General features: G+C 72.7%; 16 protein-coding genes and 5 pseudogenes. 10 read left to right on the top strand and 11 right to left on the bottom strand.

Annotated features, from left to right (window positions below; translation table 11 throughout):
* Positions 1-930: 930 nt before the first annotated feature.
* Entirely contained in the window at positions 931-1,404 is a 474-nt protein-coding gene (locus ACEXOX_RS26570) for an ATP-binding protein (protein WP_406523733.1), read from the bottom strand.
* Between the two features lie 106 nt (positions 1,405-1,510).
* Complete coding sequence (bldG, locus tag ACEXOX_RS26565) at positions 1,511-1,852, bottom strand: anti-sigma factor antagonist BldG (protein WP_004571875.1); 342 nt, start codon at positions 1,850-1,852, stop codon at positions 1,511-1,513.
* A gap of 55 nt (positions 1,853-1,907) precedes the next feature.
* Here bldG and ACEXOX_RS26560 point away from each other — a divergent pair.
* Both ACEXOX_RS26560 and ACEXOX_RS26555 read left to right on the top strand, forming a co-directional pair.
* Positions 1,908-4,353, top strand: a pseudogene (locus ACEXOX_RS26560) (DEAD/DEAH box helicase).
* 30 nt (positions 4,354-4,383) lie between these two features.
* Positions 4,384-4,602, top strand: coding sequence for a hypothetical protein (locus ACEXOX_RS26555; RefSeq protein ID WP_406523732.1), 219 nt, complete (start codon positions 4,384-4,386; stop codon positions 4,600-4,602).
* Between the two features lie 65 nt (positions 4,603-4,667).
* Here ACEXOX_RS26555 and ACEXOX_RS26550 read toward each other — a convergent pair whose 3' ends face one another.
* From ACEXOX_RS26550 to ssd, 8 genes and pseudogenes are all read right to left on the bottom strand, one after another.
* Positions 4,668-5,000 carry a cupin domain-containing protein gene (locus ACEXOX_RS26550; RefSeq protein ID WP_406523731.1) on the bottom strand — a complete coding sequence of 111 codons (333 nt, stop codon included), beginning with the start codon at positions 4,998-5,000 and terminating at the stop codon, positions 4,668-4,670.
* Positions 5,001-5,154: 154 nt separating this feature from the next.
* Positions 5,155-5,502: an Rv3654c family TadE-like protein gene (locus tag ACEXOX_RS26545; RefSeq protein WP_406523730.1), complete on the bottom strand. Its 348-nt coding sequence runs from the start codon at positions 5,500-5,502 to the stop codon at positions 5,155-5,157.
* A 22-nt stretch (positions 5,503-5,524) separates the two neighbouring features.
* Positions 5,525-5,848, bottom strand: coding sequence for a TadE family type IV pilus minor pilin (locus ACEXOX_RS26540; RefSeq protein WP_406523729.1), 324 nt, complete (start codon positions 5,846-5,848; stop codon positions 5,525-5,527).
* Between the two features lie 64 nt (positions 5,849-5,912).
* On the bottom strand, positions 5,913-6,119 hold the full coding sequence (locus ACEXOX_RS26535) for a DUF4244 domain-containing protein (protein WP_406523728.1): 207 nt from the start codon (positions 6,117-6,119) through the stop codon (positions 5,913-5,915).
* A gap of 73 nt (positions 6,120-6,192) precedes the next feature.
* On the bottom strand, positions 6,193-7,032 hold the full coding sequence (locus ACEXOX_RS26530) for a type II secretion system F family protein (RefSeq protein ID WP_406523727.1): 840 nt from the start codon (positions 7,030-7,032) through the stop codon (positions 6,193-6,195).
* On the bottom strand, positions 7,022-8,032 hold the full coding sequence (locus tag ACEXOX_RS26525) for a type II secretion system F family protein (protein ID WP_406523726.1): 1,011 nt from the start codon (positions 8,030-8,032) through the stop codon (positions 7,022-7,024). The genes ACEXOX_RS26530 and ACEXOX_RS26525 overlap by 11 nt, the downstream gene beginning before the upstream one ends.
* Positions 8,025-9,185 carry a TadA family conjugal transfer-associated ATPase gene (locus ACEXOX_RS26520; RefSeq protein WP_406526477.1) on the bottom strand — a complete coding sequence of 387 codons (1,161 nt, stop codon included), beginning with the start codon at positions 9,183-9,185 and terminating at the stop codon, positions 8,025-8,027. Before ACEXOX_RS26520 ends, ACEXOX_RS26525 begins: the two co-directional genes overlap by 8 nt.
* A 196-nt stretch (positions 9,186-9,381) precedes the next feature.
* Positions 9,382-10,664, bottom strand: a pseudogene (gene ssd, locus ACEXOX_RS26515) (septum site-determining protein Ssd).
* 435 nt (positions 10,665-11,099) lie between these two features.
* On the opposite strand from ssd, the gene ACEXOX_RS26510 reads away from it, so the two are divergent.
* Entirely contained in the window at positions 11,100-11,972 is an 873-nt protein-coding gene (locus tag ACEXOX_RS26510) for an HAD family phosphatase (protein WP_030022543.1), read from the top strand.
* Positions 11,973-12,402: 430 nt separating this feature from the next.
* On the opposite strand, the gene ACEXOX_RS26505 is transcribed toward ACEXOX_RS26510, so the two are convergent.
* On the bottom strand, positions 12,403-13,224 hold the full coding sequence (locus tag ACEXOX_RS26505) for an oxidoreductase (protein ID WP_406523725.1): 822 nt from the start codon (positions 13,222-13,224) through the stop codon (positions 12,403-12,405).
* 110 nt (positions 13,225-13,334) lie between these two features.
* Here ACEXOX_RS26505 and ACEXOX_RS26500 point away from each other — a divergent pair.
* From ACEXOX_RS26500 to ACEXOX_RS26470, 7 genes and pseudogenes are all read left to right on the top strand, one after another.
* Positions 13,335-14,315: pseudogene (locus tag ACEXOX_RS26500) on the top strand (ATP-binding protein); the annotation flags it as partial.
* A gap of 854 nt (positions 14,316-15,169) precedes the next feature.
* Positions 15,170-15,691 carry a hypothetical protein gene (locus ACEXOX_RS26495; protein WP_406523724.1) on the top strand — a complete coding sequence of 174 codons (522 nt, stop codon included), beginning with the start codon at positions 15,170-15,172 and terminating at the stop codon, positions 15,689-15,691.
* A 483-nt stretch (positions 15,692-16,174) separates the two neighbouring features.
* Positions 16,175-18,365, top strand: a pseudogene (locus ACEXOX_RS26490) (SulP family inorganic anion transporter).
* Between the two features lie 190 nt (positions 18,366-18,555).
* Positions 18,556-20,531 (top strand): annotated as a pseudogene (gene acs, locus ACEXOX_RS26485) (acetate--CoA ligase).
* Between the two features lie 307 nt (positions 20,532-20,838).
* On the top strand, positions 20,839-22,233 hold the full coding sequence (nhaA, locus tag ACEXOX_RS26480) for a Na+/H+ antiporter NhaA (RefSeq protein ID WP_406523723.1): 1,395 nt from the start codon (positions 20,839-20,841) through the stop codon (positions 22,231-22,233).
* Between the two features lie 44 nt (positions 22,234-22,277).
* On the top strand, positions 22,278-22,736 hold the full coding sequence (locus ACEXOX_RS26475) for a phage holin family protein (protein WP_406523722.1): 459 nt from the start codon (positions 22,278-22,280) through the stop codon (positions 22,734-22,736).
* Positions 22,733-23,659 (top strand): alpha/beta fold hydrolase, encoded by a 927-nt coding sequence (locus tag ACEXOX_RS26470; RefSeq protein ID WP_406523721.1) that lies wholly within the window; start codon positions 22,733-22,735, stop codon positions 23,657-23,659. Before ACEXOX_RS26475 ends, ACEXOX_RS26470 begins: the two co-directional genes overlap by 4 nt.
* The last annotated feature ends 18 nt before the right edge of the window (positions 23,660-23,677 follow it).

The following is a 23,677-nucleotide window of genomic DNA, read 5'->3' as shown; positions in this document are numbered from 1 at the left end:
GAATTCGCCGGTCGCGGCCGAGATCGTTCGAAGAACGGACGGAGACCGGACAGAGATCAGGCGAAGAAGCGGCGAAGATCGAAAATAGCGGGGCCGTGGCGGCGCCATCACAATTCGCCTGGACGAATGAATGTGAATAATTCGCTGACAACTGAATGATGATCTCAGAGTCCTACCTGACGCCGCTGCTCACAGCGTCGGGAACGAGCGCCTCGCGGCCCGGCCGGACCGCCGCCGGGGTGGCGGGCTTCCGGCGGTCCGGAGGCTCGCGCGGGGAGGCGCTGTTGCGCCCGGCCGCCCTGCGGGGCGCTGGTGGCACCGCGCAGGGGGCCCGGCGGCGGTACGGGGGGCAATACGGGGGCGGTGAGCGCCGGGCAGCGTCGGTGGCCCGTACCGCCACGGAAGTACGCACTCCGGTAGGGGCCACGCGACCCTGGTACGGCGGCGGACCGTACGCCCGGTACGGCCGGGTGGGGAGACGGAGGAGCCGGGCGCACGAGACCGGTGGGTACGGGGAGCCGACTGGGCACGAGCGTGCGGATGTGGCCTGAAGAGGGGGTGAGAGTGACCGGAGCGCGAGTGGCCGGTTGATGCGCCTTGGCCACGGCGTGCCGCGTGCCACACACCGCGCGGACGCAGCCCCATTCGGCCGCACGAAAGAGTTGGGGCGCGTACGGCCGAATGGGGCGTGCGGGAGTGAAAGAGGGCGCGTGGGGGCGCGGAGCAGGTTCCCCGCGGTGCGGGTGGGGTCGCCGAGCCTGCGAGGCGTGAGCCCGCGATTCGTCGCAGCAGCCCGCCAGTCCGTCGCAGCAGCCCGCAGGCGCTACGGCGAGGGCCGCCCCGCCACGTGGGCAGCCGTACGGCAGGAGAACGCCGACCCGACGACAGAGCCGGCCCTTACGGCAGGCCGGCCGCTACGGCAGGCCAGCCCTACGGCAGCACCGGCGCCGGCGCCGTCGGCCAGCTCATGCGGATGATGCCGCCGGTCTCACCGGAGGTCACCTCGACGTCGTCGACCAGCCCGCTGATGACCGCGAGCCCCATCTCGTCGTCGCTCTCGGCCGCGTCGCCGTTGTCCGAGACGGGACCGCCGGGCAGCGGCTCCCCGTCCAGACCGCGGACGCCGGGCACCGCACCGGCACCCGCCGGGCTCCCCGGGACCTCGTCGCCCACCTCGATGGAGAACTTCTTCTCGTCCTCGACCAGGGCGACCCGTACCGGGGCCGTGATGTTGTTGGTGCGGTGCAGCCCCACCGCACGGGTGCACGCCTCACCGACGGCGAGCCGAACCTCGTCCAGCACGGCCTCGTCCACCCCGGCCCGCCGCGCCACGGCAGCCGCGACCAGTCGCGCGGTACGGACGTGCTCGGGAAGGGCGCTGAAGCGGAGTTCGACGGTGGCCATGCCATCCCCCTCGGTATGCGGGCGTGCAACGCAGGGGCCGGACCGCCAAGCCCGGTTCCCCCACTGCTTCCAACCCCCGCGCCGCGGCGCGGGGACCGGCGAGCCGTCAGTCGGTCGCTGCGACGGCTTCGTCGACCGAGGTGTGAATCGGGAACACCTTGGTCAGTCCGGTGATACGGAAGATCTTCAAAATGCGCTCCTGGTTGCAGACCAGGCGCAGCGAGCCCTCGTGGGCACGCACCCGCTTGAGCCCGCCGACCAGAACGCCGAGCCCCGTGGAGTCCAGGAAGTCGACACGCTCCATGTCCACCACGAGGTGGTAGCTTCCGTCGTTCACGAGCTCGACCAGCTGCTCCCGCAGCTTGGGCGCGGTGTATACATCAATCTCGCCACCGACCTCGACGACCGTACGGTCGCCAACGGTCCGGGTCGACAGGGACAGGTCCACGGATCCTCCAGCACCTTGCTATCGAGCGGTCGCCCCCCATGGATCGGCAGCCGCGATGGCATTCAATCACTTACCAGCAGGCGTGCACGACGCCTTGTGCGCATTGTCCGTCACACCGGTGACACACTCGATGCCGATGGCCTCCAATCAGCTGCCCCCGGACGGGGGCACCAGCCCCTCCCCGCGCACGGTCCTGGACCGTCTCACCCAGGGGCGTCCCGCGCTACGCGCATCACTCATACGGAGCACTTGCCCCCGCGCATCGGCAGCCATGCGGAATGGCCCGCACGGATCCGTCCGGAGGTGGTGGAAGCCGTCCGAGCCGCCGGGATCGCCCGGCCGTGGACCCATCAGGCACGTACCGTCGAGCACGCCCTGCGGGGCGAGTCGGTGGTCATCGCCACCGGTACGGCGTCCGGGAAGTCGCTCGCCTACCTGGTCCCGGTGCTGTCCGGGCTCCTGGACGGTTCCGAGGCCCCCAACGGGCGCGGCGCCACGGCCCTGTACCTCGCGCCCACCAAGGCGCTCGCCGCCGACCAGCGGCGCGCCGTCGGCGAACTCGCCGCGCCGCTCGGTACCGCGGTGCGGCCGGCCGTGTACGACGGCGACACGCCGGTCGAGGAACGCGAATGGGTGCGCCAGTACGGCAACTACGTCCTGACCAACCCCGACATGCTCCACCTGGGCATCCTCCCGGCCCACCCCCGCTGGTCCTCCTTCCTGCGCGCCCTGCGCTATGTCGTCATCGACGAGTGCCACAGCTACCGCGGCGTCTTCGGCTCCCACGTGGCCCAGGTCATACGCCGCCTCCGGCGTGTCTGTGCCCGGTACGGCTCCGAACCGGTCTTCCTGCTGGCCTCGGCCACCGCCGCCGAACCGGCCCGGTCGGCCGAGCGGCTGACGGGTCTTCCTGTGGCCGAAGTCACGGAGGACACCTCGCCGCGCGGCGAGGTGGTCTTCGCGCTGTGGGAGCCGCCGCTGACGGAGCTGCACGGCGAGCAGGGCGCCCCCGTACGCCGTACCGCCACCGCCGAGACCGCCGACCTGCTGACCGACCTCGCCCTCCAGGACGTCCGTACCGTGGCCTTCGTACGGTCGCGGCGCGGCGCCGAGCTGATCGCCCTGATCGCGCAGGAGCGGCTGGGGACGGTCGCGCGGGCCCTGGCCCAGCGGGTGGCCGCGTACCGGGGCGGCTATCTGCCCGAGGAGCGCCGGGCGCTGGAACGCGCCCTGCACACCGGCGACCTGCTCGGCCTGGCCGCCACCACGGCCCTGGAGCTGGGCGTGGACGTCTCCGGGCTGGACGCCGTACTGATCGCCGGTTACCCGGGCACCCGCGCCTCCCTGTGGCAGCAGGCCGGGCGCGCGGGCCGTGCCGGACAGGGCGCGCTCGCCGTCCTCGTCGCCCGCGACGACCCGCTGGACACCTACCTCGTGCACCATCCGGAAGCACTCTTCGACCAGCCCGTCGAGTCCACCGTGCTGGACCCGGACAACCCGTACGTGCTCGCCCCGCACCTGTGCGCGGCCGCCGCGGAACTCCCGCTCACCGAAGATGATTTCCCCTGTTCGGTCCCGCCGCCCCGGGTCTTCTCCCCTCGCTGGAGGCCCGCAAGCTGCTGCGCCGCCGCGCCAAGGCGTGGCACTGGACCCGTCGCGAGCGGGCCGCCGACCTCGCCGACATCCGCGGGCAGGGCGGCTCGCCCGTACAGGTCGTGGAGGCGGGCACCGGCCGGCTGCTGGGCACGGTGGACGCGGCCGCCGCGCACACCACCGTCCACGACGACGCCGTCCACCTCCACCAGGGCCGTACGTACCTGGTCGAACACCTGGACCTGGAGGACGACGTCGCCCTCGTCCAGGAGGCGAACCCGCCGTATTCGACGACCGCGCGCGACACCACCGCCATCACCGTCCTGGAGACCGAGACGGAGGTCCCGTGGGGCGACGCGCGCCTGTGCTTCGGCTCGGTGGAGGTCACCAACCAGGTCGTCTCCTACCTGCGCCGCCGGCTGATCACGGGTGAGGTGCTGGGCGAGACGAAACTGGACCTGCCGCCCCGTACGCTGCGCACCCGGGCCGTGTGGTGGACCGTCACCGAGGACCAGCTCGACGCGGCCCGCGTCAATCCCGAGCAGCTCGGCGGCGCCCTGCACGCCGCCGAGCACGCCTCGATCGGCCTGCTGCCGCTGTTCGCCACCTGTGACCGCTGGGACATCGGCGGCGTGTCCCTCCCGCTGCACCCCGACACCCTCCTTCCCACCGTCTTCGTCTACGACGGCCACCCGGGCGGCGCGGGCTTCGCCGAACGCGCCTTCCACACCGCCCCGGAGTGGCTCGCGGCCACCCGCAAGGCCATCGCGTCGTGCGAGTGCGAGGCCGGCTGCCCTTCCTGCATCCAGTCGCCCAAGTGCGGCAACGGCAACGACCCGCTCCACAAGCGAGGCGCCGTACGCCTCCTGACCGAACTCCTCAAGAACGCACCGCAGTCGGCCTCCTGAACGTTGGTCTCCGCCGGCCCCCGAAACTCGGTGATCATCCATCCGGACGACACGCCCGACCTCCGCCGGACCGCCGTCCCCGCCGGCCACCACCGTTGCTGCGGCCCGTTGGGCACGAGCGGGCGCAACATGGCGTGTACCTGCGGAACACTCATCGCCGCTCTCGCGGCCGACTGCATGGGCCCGCACGATCTGCACCTCGATCCGCTGCGCGTGTACGGCTACGGCGAGGGGGCCGCAGGGGTGTAGAGGGGGCGGAGGTCTTGCCCGGGTCTTGCTTCCCCCTCCCCCACCCCGCCCCGCCCCTCCTCCACCTACGCTTCCGACTCGGTCTCCGCCTCCGTCTCCGTCGCCGCTTCGAAGATCAACAATGTGCCGTGGCTTCCCGCGCGGACCGCGTGTCTCGCGCCCGCCGGGACCAGGTACAGCTCCCCCGGCCCCACCGAGACGTCCGTGCCGCCCACCGACAGCTCCAGCCGCCCGTCGAGCACGAACAGCGCCTCGGCCGTCCCGTGCGCTTCCTCCTCCCCCGGCACCTCGTCCATGCGCAGCACCTTCACGCGGGCCGCGCCCACCTCTCCCAGGGCGCGGGAGCTCCACGCTTCCGGCAGCGCGGCCGCCGTTGCCCGTACGTCGATCGCCTTCATGGCATGCCTCCCGGCGGACCGCCCCGGTCACGCCCGAAGAGCCCGCTCATCATCAAGAGCAATGGATGATCCGGACGCTATCCGGGCCGGGACGGCAGGTGGTCGACCGTTCGGTAAAACCTTCCGGGGCGCCACCGGCCGCTGCTGCCGGGCGCTACTGCCGTACGGGGGCGCTCCGTTCGGGTATCGGCTCGGCGGCCCGGCCCGCTGCCGCCGGCGGGCCCGCGCGGGCGCGGATGTCCGAGGTGAACGGGCCGGTACGGGCCCGGGCCGTGACGTCCGCGATGTCGCCCCGCACCGTGCAGCGCACCAGGTGAGCGTCCTGCGCGGCCGCCACCTCGCGGGCGGCTCGGCAGGCGGCCGACGCGCCCCGGAGCGCGGTGTCCGCCGCCGCCAGCGCCGACAGATCCGCCGCGGCGCCCGCGCGATGACGTGTCACGACCACCTGAGCCATGGCGATCACCACCGCGAACACCGTGCACAGCGCCATCGCCGCGAACACCGCCCACACCGTGGCCGATCCCTCATCGCCCCACCGTCTCCTCCGCAAGTGCCGTCGCCTCCCCTCGGAGCGTCAGCGTCAACGGGCCGACGCCCGGCGACGCCGCCTCGACCCGTACACGCACCTGGTCGCCTCGTCTCTCCAGCACCACCCGCGCGCCCTGCGGAGCAGCGCCGCGAGCCACCGCGACGACGGTCGCCGGTGGTTCCGACCGCGCTGCCGCCCGGGCCCCGGCGCGGGCCGCGTCCACGCACTGGATCTGCGCGCAGGCGGCCGCCAGTCCCCACAGGAGCAGCCCCGTGAACAGCACCAACGCCGGGATGACCAGAGCCGTTTCCGCCGTCACGTACCCCCGGTCACCCTCAAGGCCGCGGCTGCGGTCACGACCGCGGCCACGGCCGTGACCGTCGTCAGACCTGGACACCGAGGGCCTTCCCGATCACCGCGCGCAGCGCCGCCTCCACCGCGCTGCCCGACAGCACCTTGTAGAGCACGGCCGCGGCCGCACACGCCGCCAGGGTTCCCAGGGCGTACTCGGCCGTGGTCATGCCCCGGTCGCCGCGGGCCCGTTCCCGTAGGGCCGCAACGCGTCGCTCCAGCCACCTTCGTACGAACATCTCGTCCCCCTTGAGGTCTGCAAGTCGCTTCCGTCGTATGTGAGCCGGTGTGGCTCGGGTCGGTCGTGCGCTGTCATGAGTTCTGGGTGAGCGTTGCGGCCAGGCCGTACAGGACCGGTACGACGCCGAGCGTCAGGAAGGCGGGCAGGAAGCAGGCCGCCAGCGGCATCGTGACCAGCACTCCGGCCCGGCGGGCCCGTTCGGCTGCCGAGCGGGTCTCCTGCGCTCGCAGCTCCGCCGCGATCCGGGAGACGCCCTCCACCGGCGGGACCCCTGACATGCCCGCCCGCTCCAAGCACCGGGCCAGCCCCCGGGCGCCGGGGAGCGCGCCGAAGCGCCGCCATGCCGTCGCGGGGTCGCTCCCGAGCCGGAGTTCCGCGGCCACGCGCCACAGTCGCTCGCCGACGGGCCCGCCGAGCGACCGCCCCACCGCCTCGGCGGACTCCCGTGGCCCGGCGCCCGCCGCCAGGCAGGCCGCGAGCAGGTCGGCGGCCGGTGCCAGCGCCGCCCGCATGCCGTCCTCGGCCGTCCGCCGTACGGCCTGGGCCCGCGTACGGCGCCGCCACCGCCCGACTCCGTACGCCACGGCGAGTCCCAGGACTCCACCGGTCACCCCGCCGACGAGAATGGCCACGGCACCCGCGATCACAGCGGGTCCGGCCCGCTCCCGGACGGCCCCGGGCCACCGACGCCCTCGGCCGCGCCCCGGCTTCGGTACCGGGCATCGCCCTGCGCCGTTGCCGTGCCGTACGGCGTCGACCAGGACCGCCTCCACCCGTCGCCGGGCCCTCCGTATGCCGCGCGCTTCCCCGGCCGTGGTCAACGCGCCGACCACGGTGGCCAGGGCCAGAAAAACAATCCCCAGGGTGTGGACAACTTCTCGGGCGCCTCCTTGCGCGACATCAGCGGACATGACCGCCTCCCTCGGCGGCCGCGATGATCCGCGCCGTCCAGACGATGCCGCACCACTCCAGAAGGCCGCCGACCAGCAGGCACGCCCATCCGGCGGGGGTGTGCAGCAACACCCGGAGCGGGTCGGCGCCGAGGGCGCTGCCCATCGCCAGTCCTCCGGCCGGAAGGAGCGCGAGCATCAGGGCGGTCGCCCTCGGGCCCGCCAACTGGGCGCGCAGGTCGTCGCGCCGGTCGCGTTCCGCCCGGAGGGCCGTAGCGATCCGTTCCAGCCCGGCGGCCGGCCCGGCCCCGCCGTCGACGGCGACCTGCCAGCACGCCGCCACACCCGCCAGTCCCTCCGCGCCCGGCAGCCGCGCCGCCGACCGGAGGGCCGCCGGTACGTCCCCGCCGAACCGGGCCGCCGCCTCCACGGCCGCGCCCGCCTCGCCGAACCCCGCGGCACCGACTGCCGTCAGGGCCTGCCCCGGCTGCCGCCCGGCCCGCAGCTCGCCCGCCACCGCCTCGCACAGCTCGATCACCGCCGCTCCCCGGCGCTCCCGCTCCCGCGTCCGCTCGCGAGCCCGGAGCCATCGCCGCACCGGGACCGCCGCCACCACGGCGGCGATCACGGGCACCACCGAACCGGCCGTCACACCGAGGGCGACCCCGGCCGGCAGACACCACAGCTCCCGCGGGAAGCGCATGGCCCCGTCCTGGCTGCCTCCGTCGTTCCGCCGGGGGCCCCGGTAGGCGTTCCGCCTTCCACCACCCAGCCTGGAGGCCCGGTACGCGGCCCACGTGACCCAGTGCGTCACCCGTTGCAGCATCCGCCGAGGCGTGAACTCCCCCTGGCGGAGGCCCAGTTCTCGACCCCGCCCCTCCGGGCCCGCCACCTCCCCGTCCACCAACAACAGGCGCGCCCGTCGTACGTCTCCGCTCCGCCCGCCGGACATCCAGACCGCCAGCCCCGTGCACAGCACGGCCGCACACACCGGCACCGTCGCCATACCGACGTCACTCATCCCGCACCCCTCCCCGCTCGCACAGTTCCGTCAACCGCGGCCACCCGGCCGCCTGTTGAAATCCGTCCGGCCCCCACACCGCCGCCGGTACGGTCACCACGAAGCCGTCCCGATCCCGCTCCAGGACGTCCACCCGGGCGAGCCGCCGTCGGCCGTCCCGGTCCCGCACGAGATGCAGCAGCACCGACAGCGCGGCCGCCACCTGGCTGTGCAGAGCCGCCCGGTCGAGCCCGGCCGTCGAGCCGAGGGCTTCCAGGCGCGCCGGGACGTCGCCGGGAGCATTCGCGTGCACCGTGCCGCAGCCGCCCTCGTGACCGGTGTTCAGCGCCGCCAGCAGGTCCGTGACCTCGGCGCCGCGCACCTCGCCGACCACCAGCCGGTCCGGCCGCATCCGCAGCGCCTGCCGCACCAGGTCCCGCAGGACGACCTGGCCGACGCCTTCCTGGTTCGCGGGCCGGGTCTCCAGCCGTACGACGTGGGGGTGGTCCGGTCTCAGTTCCGCGGAGTCCTCGGCCAGTACGAGGCGTTCGGCCGGGCCGGCCAGGCCCAGCAGCGAGCTGAGCAGGGTGGTCTTCCCGGAGCCGGTCCCGCCGCTGATGAGGAAGGAGAGCCGGGCGTCCAGCACGGCCCGCAGCAGGCGGTCGCCGTCCGGTGGCACCGTGCCTGCCGCGACCAGTTCCGCGAGGGTGAAGGCGCGGGGGCGCAGGACCCGCAGCGACAGGCAGGTGCCCGCGACCGCCACCGGAGGCAGTACGGCGTGCAGGCGGGTGCCGTCGGGCAGCCGGGCGTCCACCCAGGGGTGGGCGTCGTCCAGCCGCCGTCCGGCCACCGAGGCCAGCCGCTGGGCGAGCCGGCGCACCGCGGCCTCGTCAGCGAAGCGCACCGAGGTGCGCTCCAGGCCGCCGCCGCGGTCCACCCACACCTCGTCCGGCGCGCTGACCAGGACGTCGGTCACCTCCGGTGCGGCGACGAGCGGTTCGAGGGGGCCGGTGCCGACCAGTTCCGACCGCAGCGCCGAGACGACGCCCAGCACTTCCGTGTCGCCGAGCAGGCGGCCCTCGGCGCGCAGCGCCATCGCGACCCGCGCGGGCGTCGGGTCGGCACCCGCCTGGGCCAGCCGTCCGCGCACCGCCTCCAGCAGACCGGCACCGATGCCCGTACGGACTCCGGCAGAAGCCTCGACGCCAGGCTGCCCATCGGACGCCCGCAGCCCGGATGCACCTAACCCGAACGTCTGCGGCCCGGCCGCCCGCAGCCCGGACACCTGCGGCCCGGACGGCTGCGGCCCGGACGGCTGTGATCCGGACGACTGCGCCCCGGACACCTGCGGCTCTTCCCCCTGGGGGATCTCAACCCTCACTCGAACCACCCCTTCCGCCCTCACCAGGCGACACACGCTCGACCTCAGGCCCGCCGCCCCTCGCCCCCGCAACCCCCGATCCCACGCCACCCGCCCCCGTGGCCTTCATCCCTATGGCCTTCATCTCCCCAGCCCCCGCCCCCGTGTCCTCCTCCCCCGCGCTCCCCGGCAGCACCCGCCCCCAGAACGCCGTGCCGAAGTGCCGCAGCGGTCCGCGGGCGTTCGCTCCGGGCGGCGCGCCCCGGGCCAGTTCCCCCGGGAGGCCGGTCTCCCAGCCCAGCTCTCCGGCCAGGGAAGCCCGAGCAGCCGGGCGGCCTCCTCGGGCGCCAGCTCCGCGGCGCGGCCGGTGTCCGGGCCGGGGCCGGCGCGCGTGACCACCCGCACGTCCGGCAGGACCGTGCGGACCAGGGCCGCCACGCGCCGGGCCGCCGCCAGCGCCCGAAGCTCGGTGGGGACGACCAGCAGGCCGACGTCGACCTGGGCGAGCGCTTCCACGGCCGCTTCGTCCAGCCGGCGCGGCAGGTCCACCACCACGGCGCCGCCCCGCCGGCGGGCCGCTGCCATGACCGCGCGCATCGCCTGCGGCGGGATCGCCACCGTGTCGCCGCGGTCCCAGCTCAGCACCCGTAAGGAGTGCAGCCTCGGCAGCGCTTCCTCCAGGGCGCCGCCGCCCACCCGTCCGCGCGACTCGGCGAAGGCGGGCCAGCGCAGCCCTTCTTCCTTCTCGCCGCCCAGCAGCACATCGAGTCCGCCGCCCAGCGGGTCCGCGTCGACCAGGACGGTCCGGCGGCCCGCGCGGGCCGCCGCCAGGGCCAGGGCGCAGGCGAGGGTGCTCGCGCCGGCGCCGCCGCTGCCGCCGATCACCCCGACCGTCACGGCGGCCGGCCCGACGCCCTCCACCGCGTCGGCGATCCGGTCCACGAGCCAGCTCTCGCCACCGGGGAGCACCAGCACCCGTTCGGCCCCGAGGGCGACGGCCAGCCGCCACAGCTGCCGGTCGTCCGCGCCCCGGGCGACGAGCACCACCCCGTCCCGGCGGCCCGCCCCGCACAGCCGGGGCGCGCAGTCGGCGCCGACGATCACCAGGGGCGCCGAGGCCCAGCCCGGACTGCGGCCGCGGGCGACGCCATGGGCCACTTCCGGCGTCGCGCCGGCTGCCGCGCAGAGTCTCAGGACGTCGTCGAGAAGTTCCTCGTCCTCGGTGACGACCAGCGGTCCGCCGCGCCCTTCGGCGGGCCCGGGCGGTTGATCGGGAGTCATACGTCCGGCCACGTTCCGTTCCCCTATCGCTACACAACTCACACATCCGCGAACTCGCGGAGTTTTCATCGTGTGGCGATCCGGAAAATCCCGTGGATCTTGGTCCAAAACTGTGGACAACTCAATGGCTGTGAATATCCCAGTCACCTATACCGGCGACCTTGGAGGCTCCCTTAGAGCAGCGTCACGACTACTCAGGGTGACGGATAGTGGGCAGCGTCGAGCCCGGGGATGAGCGGTGAAGAGGAAGCGGCCGATCCGCCTCGGACGGGCAAAAACGCGTCCGGACATGCGACGACCCCCGCCGGGGGGAGAGCGGGGGTCGTCCCCACGGCCGACTCGGGGGGAGGAGTCGGGCCGGGTTAGCACGGTCGCGAACGATCCGTGACTTCCATGGTGTACCCGAGAGCCTTCTCAGGCAAACCCACGCGCCACACCTTACGCCGAATGGTGGGCGCCTATGCTCGCCCCGTGGAAAACCACTCCGTGCCTCACTCGACTCCCCGCACAGCCGCGTTCTTCGACCTGGACAAGACAGTCATTGCTAAGTCGAGCACGCTGACCTTCAGCAAGTCGTTCTACCAAGGCGGCCTGATCAATCGCCGGGCCGTACTGCGGACCGCCTACGCCCAGTTCGTCTTCCTCGCGGGCGGCGCCGACCACGACCAGATGGAGCGGATGCGCGCCTACCTGTCGGCGCTCTGCCGGGGCTGGGACGTGGCCCAGGTCCGGGAAATCATCGCGGAGACCCTCCACGAACTGATCGACCCGCTCATCTACGACGAGGCCGCCTCGCTCATCGAGGAGCACCACACCGCGGGCCGCGACGTCGTGATCGTCTCCACCTCGGGCGCGGAGGTGGTCGAGCCGATCGGCAAGCTGCTCGGCGCCGACCGCGTGGTGGCCACCCGGATGGTCGTCGGCGCGGACGGCCGCTTCACGGGCGAGGTGGAGTACTACGCCTACGGCCCGACCAAGGCGCAGGCGGTCCGGGACCTCGCCGCGTCCGAGGGCTACGACCTGGCGCGCTGCTACGCGTACAGCGATTCGGCGACCGACGTGCCGATGCTGGAGGCGGTCGGCCATCCGTACGCCGTCAATCCGGACCGCGCGCTGCGCCGGGAGGCCGCGAGCCGGGGCTGGCCGGTCCTGTCGTTCACCCGGCCGGTCCAGCTGAAGCAGCGGCTGCCCTCCCTGGGGATGCCGTCGCGTCCGGTGCTCGCCACGGTGGCCGCCGTGGGCGCGGCCGCCGCGACCGCGGGCCTCGTCTGGTACGCGAGCCGGCGGCGCCCGGTTTTTGCCCGTATCACCCGAGTTTGAAGGGAAAAGTAAAGAACTGTGGCGAGGGGTTCCGCTTCCCCCGCGGCAGGAGTACAAAGGATGTAACGGCCCGCGAGACCGAGGACATCCGAGAGGAAGACCTTCTACGCAGCAAGGCCCCACGGACCGAAGCACGGAAACCGGGCACCCACGCGACGCCGACCCGTCGATTACGGGCCAGCCGTACCAGGTGACGGACCAAGTCTCCGACCTGATCGGCAACATCCGGAGCGCGCTTGGTAACCCGGTGGACGTGCCAGCGGCGGTACCGGAACGACTGGGTACCGCCGCAACCCTTTGCCCGGGCCGCGACGGCCTCCCCGGCGGCCCGACACGCCGCCGCCCCGACCCCGGTCAGGCAGGAACCACGCCGCCCCGCCCCCGGTCACGGGGCCGCGCCACCCCGAACCCGGCCCCGGTCACGCAGGAGTCACGCCGCCCCGCGCTGCATCGCCTCGCACACCGCCGTGCTCTCCCGCGCCCCCAGCTCTACCGCCCGGCCGCAGTGCGCGATCCACGCCGCCACGCCCTCCGGGGTGCCGGACACATAGCCTTCCAGCGCCGCCACGTACGCGGCCCGGTCCTGTTCCGCGTGACCGACCTCCGCCGGGCAGACCGACTTCGGGTCCAGCCCGCTGCCGACCAGCACGATGCGCTCGGCGGCCCGCGCGACCAGCCCGTTGTACGAGCCGAAGGGCCGCAGCGCCAGCAGTTCGCCGTGCACCACGGCCGCCACCACCAGAGCCGGCGCCTCACTGCCCGCCAGCAGCAGCCGCGCAAGCCCGTCCAGGCGCCCGGCGACCTCGTCGGCGTCCGGCAGCGCCAGTTCCACCAGCGGCTCGTCGACCGGCTCACCCGCCAGCCGGGGCCGCCCCACCGCATCCTGGCCGGCGTCGCCGCTCGCCGCCACCAGGTGCAGCCGCGCCAGCACCCGCAGCGGCGACTGCCGCCACACGCTGAGCAGTTGCCCGGCCTCGGCGGTCAGCCGCAGCGCCGCGCCGACCGTCCGCGGCTCTCCCTCGACGCCGAAGTCGGAACGCCGCCGCACCTCCTCCAGCGCCCAGTCGGCCCCGGCCAGCGCGGCGGAGGCCCGCGCTCCGCGCAGCGCCGCCTCGGAGGTGATCTCGTTGCTGCGCCGCCGCATGATCCGGTGCCCGTAGACCCGGTCCACGCTCGTGCGCACGGAGTCCACGGAGTCGGTGACCCCCGGGAGCGAGGCCAGGGTCGCGAGCGGATCGGCTGTCGTACTCATGGGTACGACCCTACGCACCCCGGAAGCCGCAAGACCGAACCGCTCGAAGGAGTGGTCTTCTTCACCCGAACCTCTCACTCGGGGCAACTCGGCGCTTACGCTTCGTGACCATGAAGATCGCGTTCGTGGGCAAGGGCGGCAGTGGGAAGACCACGCTCTCCTCCCTGTTCATCCGCCACCTCGCCGCCGCCCGCGTCCCCGTGATCGCGGTGGACGCCGACATCAACCAGCATCTGGCCACCGCCCTCGGCATGGACGAGGCGGAGGCCGCCGCGCTGCCGGCGCTCGGTGCCCGGCTGCCGCTGGTCAAGGACTACCTGCGCGGCACCAACCCGCGTATCGCCTCCGCCGAGACCATGATCAAGACGACGCCGCCCGGTGAGGGCTCCCGGCTGCTGCGGGTCGTCGAGGACAACCCGGTCTACGCGGCGTGCGCCCGGCCCGTCCTCCTGGAGGGCGAACCGGTGCGCCTGCTGGCGACCGGCCCCTTCGCCGAGTCCGACCTGGGGGTGGCCTGCTACCACTCCAAGACCGGCGCGGTCGAACTGTGCCTGAACCACCTCGTGGACGGCCGCGAGGAGTACGTCGTCGTCGACATGACGGCCGGCTCCGACTCCTTCGCCTCCGGTATGTTCACCCGCTTCGACCTGACCTTCCTGGTCGCCGAACCCACCCGTAAGGGCGTCGCGGTCTACCGCCAGTACAAGGACTACGCGCGCGACTACGGCATCGCCCTCAAGGTCGTCGGCAACAAGGTCCAGGGCCCGGACGACGCCGCCTTCCTGGCCGACGAGGTGGGCGAGGACCTGCTGCTGACGGTGGGGGACTCGGCGTGGGTGCGGGCCATGGAGAAGGGCCGGCCGCGCCGCTTCGACCTGCTGGAGGCCGACCACCGGCAGGCCCTGAAGGAGCTGCACGCCGCCGCTGACGAAACGTACGAGCAGCGGGACTGGGAGCGCTACACCCGCCAGATGGTGCACTTCCACCTGAAGAACGCGGAGAGCTGGGCGAACGCGAAGACGGGCGCCGACCTGGCGGCCCAGGTCGACCCCGCCTTCGTCCTCGCCGAGTCCGCGGGGCCCCGCAGCCCGCCTGACACCGGCCCGGAAGCGGCACGGTGCCAGGCGGCCTCGGGGCCCTTCCGAGGACCTGCCTCCCCGCTACTCCGCGTCCCGCCGCGCCGGTTCGGCCGACCCGGCCGAACCGGCGGGCCTGCCCGGCGCGCCGGGCTTCGCGGACGGGGACACCAGGTAGCTCCCCCACCCGCCCTTCGGCGCACCGCCCACCGGCAGCGCGCGCAGCTTCTCCAGCACCTGCGGGTCCTGCGCGTCCAGCCAGTCGGCCAGTTGCTTGAAGGTCACGCAGCGCACGCCCTGACGGGGGCAGATGGTCTTGATCGCGTCCTCGACGGCGCGCATGTACGTGCCGCCGTTCCAGGACTCGAAGTGGTTGCCGACGACGAGCGGCGCCCGGTTGCCCTTCTCGGCCCGCTCGAACGCGGCGAGCAGGCCGTCCCGCATCTGCTTGCCCCAGGTGGCGTGCATCGCCGGGTCGCCCCTGGTCGTACCGGACTGGTTGGCGAGGAAGTTGTAGTCCATCGAGAGCGTTTCGAAGGCCCGGCCGGGGACGGGGATCTGCTGGAGGGGGAAGTCCCAGATGCCGTCGATCTGCTTCGGCCACAGCTGCCTGCCGCCGACGGAGCTGGAGTCGTAGCGGAAGCCCATGGCCTTGGCGGCGGGGATGAGGTTGCGCTGGCCTTCGAGGCAGGGGCGCGGCCGCCGACGAGTTCCTTGCTGTAGTCGAACGGCAGCGGCTTCTCGGTCTTGAGTCCGGTGTGCGTCTTCCAGGACTTGACGAACGCCTCGGCCTGCCGGATCTCGCTCTGCCACTCCTCCGGCGACCAGGTGCCGACGCCGCCGTTGGCGCCGCAGAAGTGGCCGTTGAAGTGCGTACCGATCTCGTTGCCGTCCATCCAGGCGCCGCGGATCTGTTCCACGGTGGCCCGGACGCCCTTGACGTCGTTGAAGCCGATGTCGGAGGCGCCGGGGCTGTGCTTGGGCGGGTGGTAGGCGTCCTTCCTGTTGCCCGGGAGCAGGTAGACACCGCTGAGGAAGTACGTCATCCGCGCGTCGTACTTCTTGCCGACCGCGCGGAAGTGCGAGAACAGCTTCTGGCTGTCCTCGCCGGCGCCGTCCCAGGAGAAGACCACGAACTGCGGCGGCCGCTCACCGGGTCTCAGGCGCTCGGCCTTCGGCTGCATGGGCTGCGCCCCGGTGTACGCGGTCGAGCCGTCGCCGATGAGTTTGACCTGCTGGGCGGTGCGCTGTGGCGCGGCCTGGCCGCCCTGGGCGCCGCTCGGCCCGCCCCCGTTCCCCCGGCACAGCCGGCGACTGCCGCCAGCGCCATCGTCGTGACCAGTCCGGCCGTGACCCTTGATGCGGCTGCCATCAGCCACCTCACTCCCTGAGCTGTGAACTTCGAAACGGAATCATCAAAAAAACTGATTAACCGTTTTTCAGGCCGCATAAGCCATGGAATGGGCCGTAAGGGACAAGCGACTCGACGCTGCGTTCACTCGAAAGACGGAACGACAGACCCGAATGCCTGAAAAGGCTTCTCTGTGCCTTTACGTGTCATTACGCTTCATTTACCGATGCTTGAGAGTCACCGGACCGTCACGAACCGTGACGCCAGCTGGCCGGCTCGCGTCCCGCCGCAGTACACCGCCGCCCACGATCGCGCCGCAGCGCGACCGCGCCGCCCCGGAGGAGACGGGAATGTCGCAGCTTCAGAAGCCGCCGGGACCGCCGGAGCCGACCGGTGCACCGAGCACACGCCGTACGCGGGCCCCGCGGACCTCGCAGACCCCCGGTCTTCGCAGGCCCCACGGCCCTCGCAGACCCCGCGCCCCCGGCAGCCCGCCGACCGGACCACGTCCTGGCGCGGCGACCTGTCCGCCTCGGTCGTCGTCTTCCTGATCGCCGTACCGCTCTCGCTGGGCCTCGCCCTGGCCACCGGGGCGCCCCTCCAGGCCGGCCTGGTCGCCGCGGCCGTCGGCGGCATCGTGGCCGGGCTGCTCGGCGGCGCTCCCTCCAGGTCAGCGGCGCGGCGACGAGCCTGCTCGTGGTCACGGCCGAGCTGGTGCAGCGGTACGGCTGGCGGGCCACCTGTGCCGTCACGGTCCTCGCCGGGCTGGCCCAACTCGTACTCGGCGCCGTGCGGGTGGCCCGGGGCGCGCTCGCGATCAGCCCCGCGATCGTGCACGCCATGCTCGCGGGCATCGGCGTCACCATCGCCGTCGGGCAGCTGCACGTGGTGCTCGGCGGCAGCCCCGACAGCTCGGCGGTCGACAACGTCGCGGCGCTTCCCGGCCAGTTGGCGCACCCACACGCCCCCGCCCTGTTCGTCGGCGCCGTCACGGTCGCGGTGCTCACCGGGTGGCAGCGGCTGCCCGGGCGGGCCGGACGGGCGCTGCGGACGGTCCCGGCCCCGCTGGCCGCCGTGGCCGCCGCCACGACGGTGAGCGCGGCCGCGCCGGTGCCGCGCGTCGCCCTGCCCGAGTGGTCGCTCCAGGCCCTGCCCGCCCTCCCGGACGGGCCGGTCCTGGGGATCGCCGCCGCCGTCCTGACCGTCACCCTCGTCGCCAGCATGGAGTCCCTGCTGTCGGCGGTCGCGGTGGACCGCCTCGCCGCCGACCGCGGCGTCCCCACGTCCGGTACGGACCTGAACCGCGAACTGACGGGTCAGGGCGTCGCCAACGTGGTGTCCGGACTGCTGGGCGGGCTCCCGGTGGCCGGGGGCGCGATGCGCGGCTCGGCGAGCGTGCGGGCGGGCGCCGTCAGCCGACGCGCCACCGTGCTGCACGGCGCCTGGGTGGTGCTGTGCGCCGGTCTGCTCGCCTCGGCGCTGGAGCTGATCCCGCTGGCCGCCCTCGCCGCGCTGGTGATGGTCATGGGCGTACGGATGGTGAGCTTCGCGCACATCAAACATGTGCAGCGGCACCGGGAGTTCCCGGTCTACGCGGTCACCCTGGGCGGTGTGGTGCTGTTCGGCGTCCTCCAGGGGTGGCCCTGGGCATCGGGGTCACGGTCTTCCTGTCGCTGCGGCGGCTGACCCACACCCGGGTCACGGTCGGCGCCGAGGACGGGCGCCACCGGGTGCGCGTCAACGGGCAGTTGACCTTCCTCGCGGTACCGAGGCTGACCCGGGCGCTCGCCCAGGTGCCCGCCGGCGCGGACACCGTCGTCGAACTGGGAGGCTCGTTCATGGACCACGCCGCGTACGAGGCCCTGCGGACCTGGTCCGACCGGCATCGCGCGGGCGGCGGCTGGGTGACCCTGGGCGGCCGCGCCGGGGGCCCGATCGCGGAGCCCGCGAGCGCCCACCAGTGCCGCCCGTGGACCCCGTGGCGCAACCACCACTGCACCCGCCCGCCCGAGGAGGCCGCGGCCGCCCCGCGGTCCAGCGGCGACCAACTGCTCGGCGGGGTCAGCGCGTTCCAGCGCCACACGGCCCCGCTGGTCCGGGACGAGCTGGCCCGGCTGGCCCACGAAGGGCAGCGGCCCACCCAGCTCTTCCTGACGTGCGCCGACTCCCGGCTGGTCACCAGCATGATCACGTCCAGCGGCCCGGGCGACCTGTTCACCGTCCGCAATGTCGGCAATCTGATGCCGCCGCCCGGTACGGACGCCGCCTGCGACTCCGTGGGCGCGGCCATCGAGTACGCGGTCGAGGTGCTGAAGGTGGGTTCGCTGACCGTCTGCGGGCATTCGGGGTGCGGCGCGATGCAGGCACTGCTCGGCGCGGACCACGAGCCGGGCGCGCGGACCCCGCTCGCGCGCTGGCTGCGGCACGGCCGCCCGAGCCTGGCGCGGATGCAGCGGATCGGCCGGCTGGGCCGGGGCGAAGTCGCGCTCGCCGACCGCCCGGTGGCCGACGACGTGGAACGGCTCGCGCTGGTCAACGTCGTCCAGCAGCTCGACCACCTGATGTCGTACCCGTGCGTCGCCCACCGCGTCGCCGAGGGCGCGCTCACCCTGCACGGCATGTACTTCCACGTGGCCGAGGCCCAGGCGTACGTCCTCGACCGCACGACGGGCCGGTTCCGCGCGGTACGGCCGGAGGCGGCGGTCACGTCGTAGCCGGCGGCGGTGGCCGCCCCGTCAGCCCGACGCCTTTTCCTCACCCCTCGCCAAGTCCCCGTAAACCCACCCGTAAACAGCACTTGACCTGCGCATCAATAAAGGTCTACACCAATTTTTGGCGGCAACCCTTGTCAGGGCGGGTGGTGGGCTGATGAGCTATGGCCGGGAGAGACATCGCACGCCCTGAATGGGAGATGACGTGAGCAACGAAAGCCTGGCCAATCTTCTCAAGGAGGAGCGGCGGTTCGCGCCGCCCGCCGAACTGGCCGCGGACGCCAACGTCACCGCCGAGGCGTACGAGCGGGCCGCGGCGGACCGGCTGGGCTTCTGGGCCGCCCAGGCCAAGCGCCTGACCTGGGCGACCGAGCCCACCGAGACCCTCGACTGGTCCAACCCCCGTTCGCCAAGTGGTTCGCCGACGGCAAGCTCAACGTCGCGTACAACTGCGTGGACCGGCATGTCGAGAACGGCCTCGGCGACCGCGTCGCCCTCCACTTCGAGGGCGAGCCCGGCGACACCCGCTCGATCACCTACGCGCAGCTGCAGCGCGAGGTCTCCCAGGCCGCCAACGCGCTGACCGAGCTGGGCGTCACGGCCGGCGACCGGGTCGCGATCTACCTGCCGATGATCCCCGAGGCCGTCATCTCCATGCTGGCCTGCGCCCGCCTGGGCGCGCCGCACTCGGTCGTCTTCGGCGGCTTCTCCGCCGACGCGCTGGCGACCCGTATCAACGACGCCGACGCCCGCGTGGTGATCACCTCCGACGGCGGCTACCGGCGCGGCAAGCCGTCCGCCCTCAAGCCCGCCGTCGACGAGGCGCTGACCAGGCCCGGCACGGAGAACGTGCGCAGTGTGCTGGTGGTCCGCCGTACCGGCCAGCCGGACGTGGCCTGGACCGAGGGCCGCGACGTGTGGTGGCACGACATCGTCGGGCGGCAGAGCGAGACCCACACCCCGGAGGCGTTCGACGCCGAGCACCCGCTGTTCATCCTCTACACCTCCGGCACCACCGGTAAGCCCAAGGGCATCCTGCACACCACCGGCGGCTACCTCACCCAGGTGGCGTACACCCACCACGCCGTCTTCGACCTCAAGCCGGAGACCGACGTCTACTGGTGCACCGCCGACGTCGGCTGGGTGACCGGCCACTCGTACATCACGTACGGACCGCTGGCCAACGGCGCGACCGAGGTGCTCTACGAGGGCACGCCCGACTCCCCGCACCAGGGCCGCTGGTGGGAGATCGTGCAGAAGTACGGCGTCACGATCCTCTACACGGCCCCCACCGCGATCCGCGCCTGCATGAAGTGGGGCGACGACATCCCCGCGAAGTACAACCTGTCCTCGCTGCGGGTCCTCGGTTCGGTGGGCGAGCCCATCAACCCGGAGGCGTGGATGTGGTACCGCAAGCACATCGGCGCCGACCAGGCCCCCATCGTCGACACCTGGTGGCAGACGGAGACCGGCGGCATGATGCTCAGCCCGCTGCCCGGTGTCACGGAGACCAAGCCCGGCTCGGCGCAGCGCCCGCTGCCCGGCATCGCGGCCACCGTCGTGGACGACGAGGCCCGCGAGGTGCCGGACGGGGGCGGCGGCTACCTGGTGCTGACCGAGCCGTGGCCGTCCATGCTCCGCACGATCTGGGGCGACGACCAGCGCTACCTGGACACCTACTGGTCGCGCTTCGAGGGCCAGTACTTCGCCGGTGACGGCGCGAAGAAGGACGAGGACGGCGACATCTGGCTGCTCGGCCGGGTGGACGACGTGATGCTGGTGTCCGGCCACAACATCTCCACCACCGAGGTCGAGTCCGCGCTGGTCTCGCACCCGAAGGTGGCCGAGGCCGCCGTCGTCGGCGCGACCGACCCGCAGACCACCCAGTCGATCTGCGCCTTCGTCATCCTGCGCGGCACCGCGGCGGAGGACGAGGGGCTGGTGGAGGAGTTGCGGGCGCACGTCGGCAAGCAGCTGGGCCCGATCGCCAAGCCCAAGCGCGTGCTGCCGGTGGCCGAGCTGCCGAAGACCCGCTCCGGCAAGATCATGCGCCGGCTGCTGCGCGATGTCGCCGAGAACCGCGACCTGGGCGACGTCTCGACGCTCACGGACTCCGGCGTGATGGACCTGATCCAGGCGAAGCTGCCCGGCGCGGCGAGCGAGGACTGAGAACCTGGCGGTCGCACCCGGCACCACGCTTTCGAACGCGTGTGCCAATGAGTGACCGCCGCCCCGAGGGGCACCCGTCCGCAGACCGGCCGGGTGCCCTTCGCCTGTTCCGGGCGCCCCGCACCCCTCGCCGGGCGGCCGATCGCACCATTTGCCCGTAAGGTGAAGATCGCCGGAATGTTCCCCTCGCAGCCCGGGTACAGTAGGGATCGCGTCAAGAACGCGACAAATACCAAAGGTGCGCCGGGAAGTCTGGTCGGCAACTGCAACAGCCGTATCCAGCTGCCGAGACACCGGAGGTCTTCGCGTGAGCGCGCCCCACAACCGCCGATCCATATTCCTCGGGCGGATGTCCCTGCCCGAGCGCAACTTCATCGCGGAAGCCCTGCGCGCCGAGACCGTGGGCGGCGTCCTGCTGCTCATCGCCGCCGTAGTGGCCCTCGTCTGGGCCAACACCTTCGGGGAAAGCTACGAGTCGGTACGGGGTTTCCACCTCGGCATCGGCTCCATCGGGCTGGACCTCTCCGTACAGCACTGGGCCGCCGACGGCCTGCTCGCCGTCTTCTTCTTCGTCGCCGGTATCGAGCTCAAGCGCGAGCTGGTCGCGGGTGACCTGCGCGAACCCAAGAAGGCCGCGCTCCCGGTGGTCGCCGCGCTGTGCGGCATGGCGATGCCCGCCCTCGTCTACTTCGTGGTCAACACCGTCGGCGGCGGCTCGATGGACGGCTGGGCGGTGCCGACCGCCACCGACATCGCCTTCGCGCTGGCCGTGCTCGCCGTCATCGGCACGTCCCTGCCGTCCGCGCTGCGCGCCTTCCTGCTCACCCTCGCCGTCGTCGACGACCTCTTCGCGATCCTGATCATCGCGGTCTTCTTCACCTCGCAGCTCAACTTCCTGGCCCTCGGCTTCGCCGTCGCCGGCCTCGCCGTCTTCTACCTGCTGCTGCGCAAGGGCGTACGCGGCTGGTACATCTACGTACCGCTCGCCCTGGTCATCTGGGGCCTGATGTACAACAGCGGCATCCACGCCACCATCGCGGGCGTCGCCATGGGCCTGATGCTGCGCTGCCACCGCCGCGACGGCGAGGAGCAGTCCCCCGGCGAGCACATCGAGCACCTGGTGCGGCCCGCCTCGGCCGGGCTCGCGGTGCCGCTGTTCGCACTCTTCTCGGCGGGCGTGTCGATCTCCGGCAGCGCGCTGCACGACGTGTTCACCAAGCCGGAGACGCTCGGCGTCGTGCTCGGTCTGGTCGTCGGCAAGGCCCTCGGCATCTTCGGCGGCACGTGGTGCGCGGCCCGCTTCACCAAGGCGGAGCTGAACCCCGACCTGAAATGGCCGGACCTCTTCGCCGTCGCCTCGCTCGCCGGCATCGGCTTCACGGTCTCGCTGCTCATCGGTGAGCTGGCCTTCACCGACGACCCGCTGCTGACCGACGAGATCAAGGCCGCCGTGCTGACGGGCTCGCTGATCGCCGCGGTGCTGTCCGGAATCCTGCTGAAGATACGTAACGCCAAGTACAAGAAGCTGTGCGAGGACGAGGACCGCGACGAGGACCAGGACGGCGTCCCGGACGTGTACGAACTGGACAACCCGGAGTACCACCTGCGGATGGCCAAACTCCTCGAAGCGAAGGCCGCGGAACACCGCCGCCTTGCCGAAGTGGCCTCCGGCGCGAACGCCGGGGACGATGGTCCGGCATGATCTGAGAGGCTTTGCATCCGGGAGAAGACAAGAGGGAGACGTCGATGAGCACAGCCGACGACGGCGCGGACCGCAGCCTCGGGCAGCTGGTGGCCACGGCCACCGCCGAGATGTCCGCACTGGTGCACGACGAAATCGCACTGGCCAAGGCCGAGCTGCGGCAGGACGCCAAGCGGGCCGGCATCGGCGGCGCCGCGTTCCTGGTGGCCGGCGCGCTGGCGCTGTTCGCGCTGCCGGTCCTGAGCTTCGCCGCGGCGTACGGCATCCACAACCTCGGCCTCGGCCTCGCCTGGTCCTTCCTGATCGTGGGCGGCGCCTTCTTGATCGTCGCCCTGCTGCTGGTCCTGATGGCGGTCAGCAAGCTCAAGAAGATCAAGAAGCCGGAGAAGACCATCAGTTCGGCCAAGGAGACGGCGGCCGTACTGGGGAACGTCAAGCCGCATCCGCGCGCGGTGCCCGAGGACCACCCGGTCCTGGAGTCTGTGACACGCTCCTCCGTATGACGGCTACCGACAGTTCCGACTCGGTCGTCCGTCCCGAGGGGCCCTGGACCCACCGGGACGTGGCGGCCAACGGTGCGCGTTTCCACATCACCGAGATGGGTGACGGCCCGCTGGTGCTGTTGCTGCACGGCTTCCCGCAGTTCTGGTGGACCTGGCGCCACCAGCTCCCGGCGCTCGCCGGAGCGGGTTTCCGTGCGGTGGCGATGGACCTGCGGGGCGTGGGCGGCAGCGACCGCACGCCCCGCGGTTACGATCCGGCCAACCTGGCCCTGGACATCACCGGGATCGTACGGTCCCTCGGCGAGCCGGACGCCGCGATCGTCGGGCACGACCTCGGCGGCTACCTGGCGTGGACCGCGGCCGTGATGCGGCCGAAGCTGGTACGGCGGCTGGCGGTGTCCTCGATGCCGCACCCGCGGCGCTGGCGCGCGGCCATGCTGGCCGACTTCAAGCAGAGCCGGCAGAGCTCCTACGTATGGAACTTCCAGCGGCCGTGGCTGCCCGAACGCAAGCTGATGGCCGACGACGCCGCCCTGGTGGGGCGCCTGATCCGGGACTGGTCCGGGCCGCGGCTGCCCGAGGACGAGGACGTCGAGGTCTACCGGCGGGCGATGAGCATCCCCTCGACGGCGCACTGCGCGATCGAGCCGTACCGCTGGATGGTCCGGTCGATGGCCCGGCCGGACGGCATCCAGTTCAACCGCCGCATGAAGTGGCCCGTACGGGTGCCGACGCTGCATCTGCACGGCTCGCTCGACCCCGTGATGCGCACCCGCAGCGCGGCCGGGTCCGGCGAGTACGTCGAGGCCCCGTACCGCTGGCGGCTCTTCGACGGGCTCGGGCACTTCCCGCACGAGGAGGACCCGGTGGCGTTCTCCACCGAGCTGATCAACTGGCTGAAGGACCCGGAGCCGGACCGGTAGGACCGGCCACCACGGCAG

The organism is Streptomyces sp. Ac-502 (assembly GCF_045222935.1).
Taxonomy (GTDB): domain Bacteria; phylum Actinomycetota; class Actinomycetes; order Streptomycetales; family Streptomycetaceae; genus Streptomyces; species Streptomyces monomycini.
The sequence above is the reverse complement of the archived record's forward strand: the minus strand, read 5'-3'. Positions and strand labels throughout refer to the sequence as shown.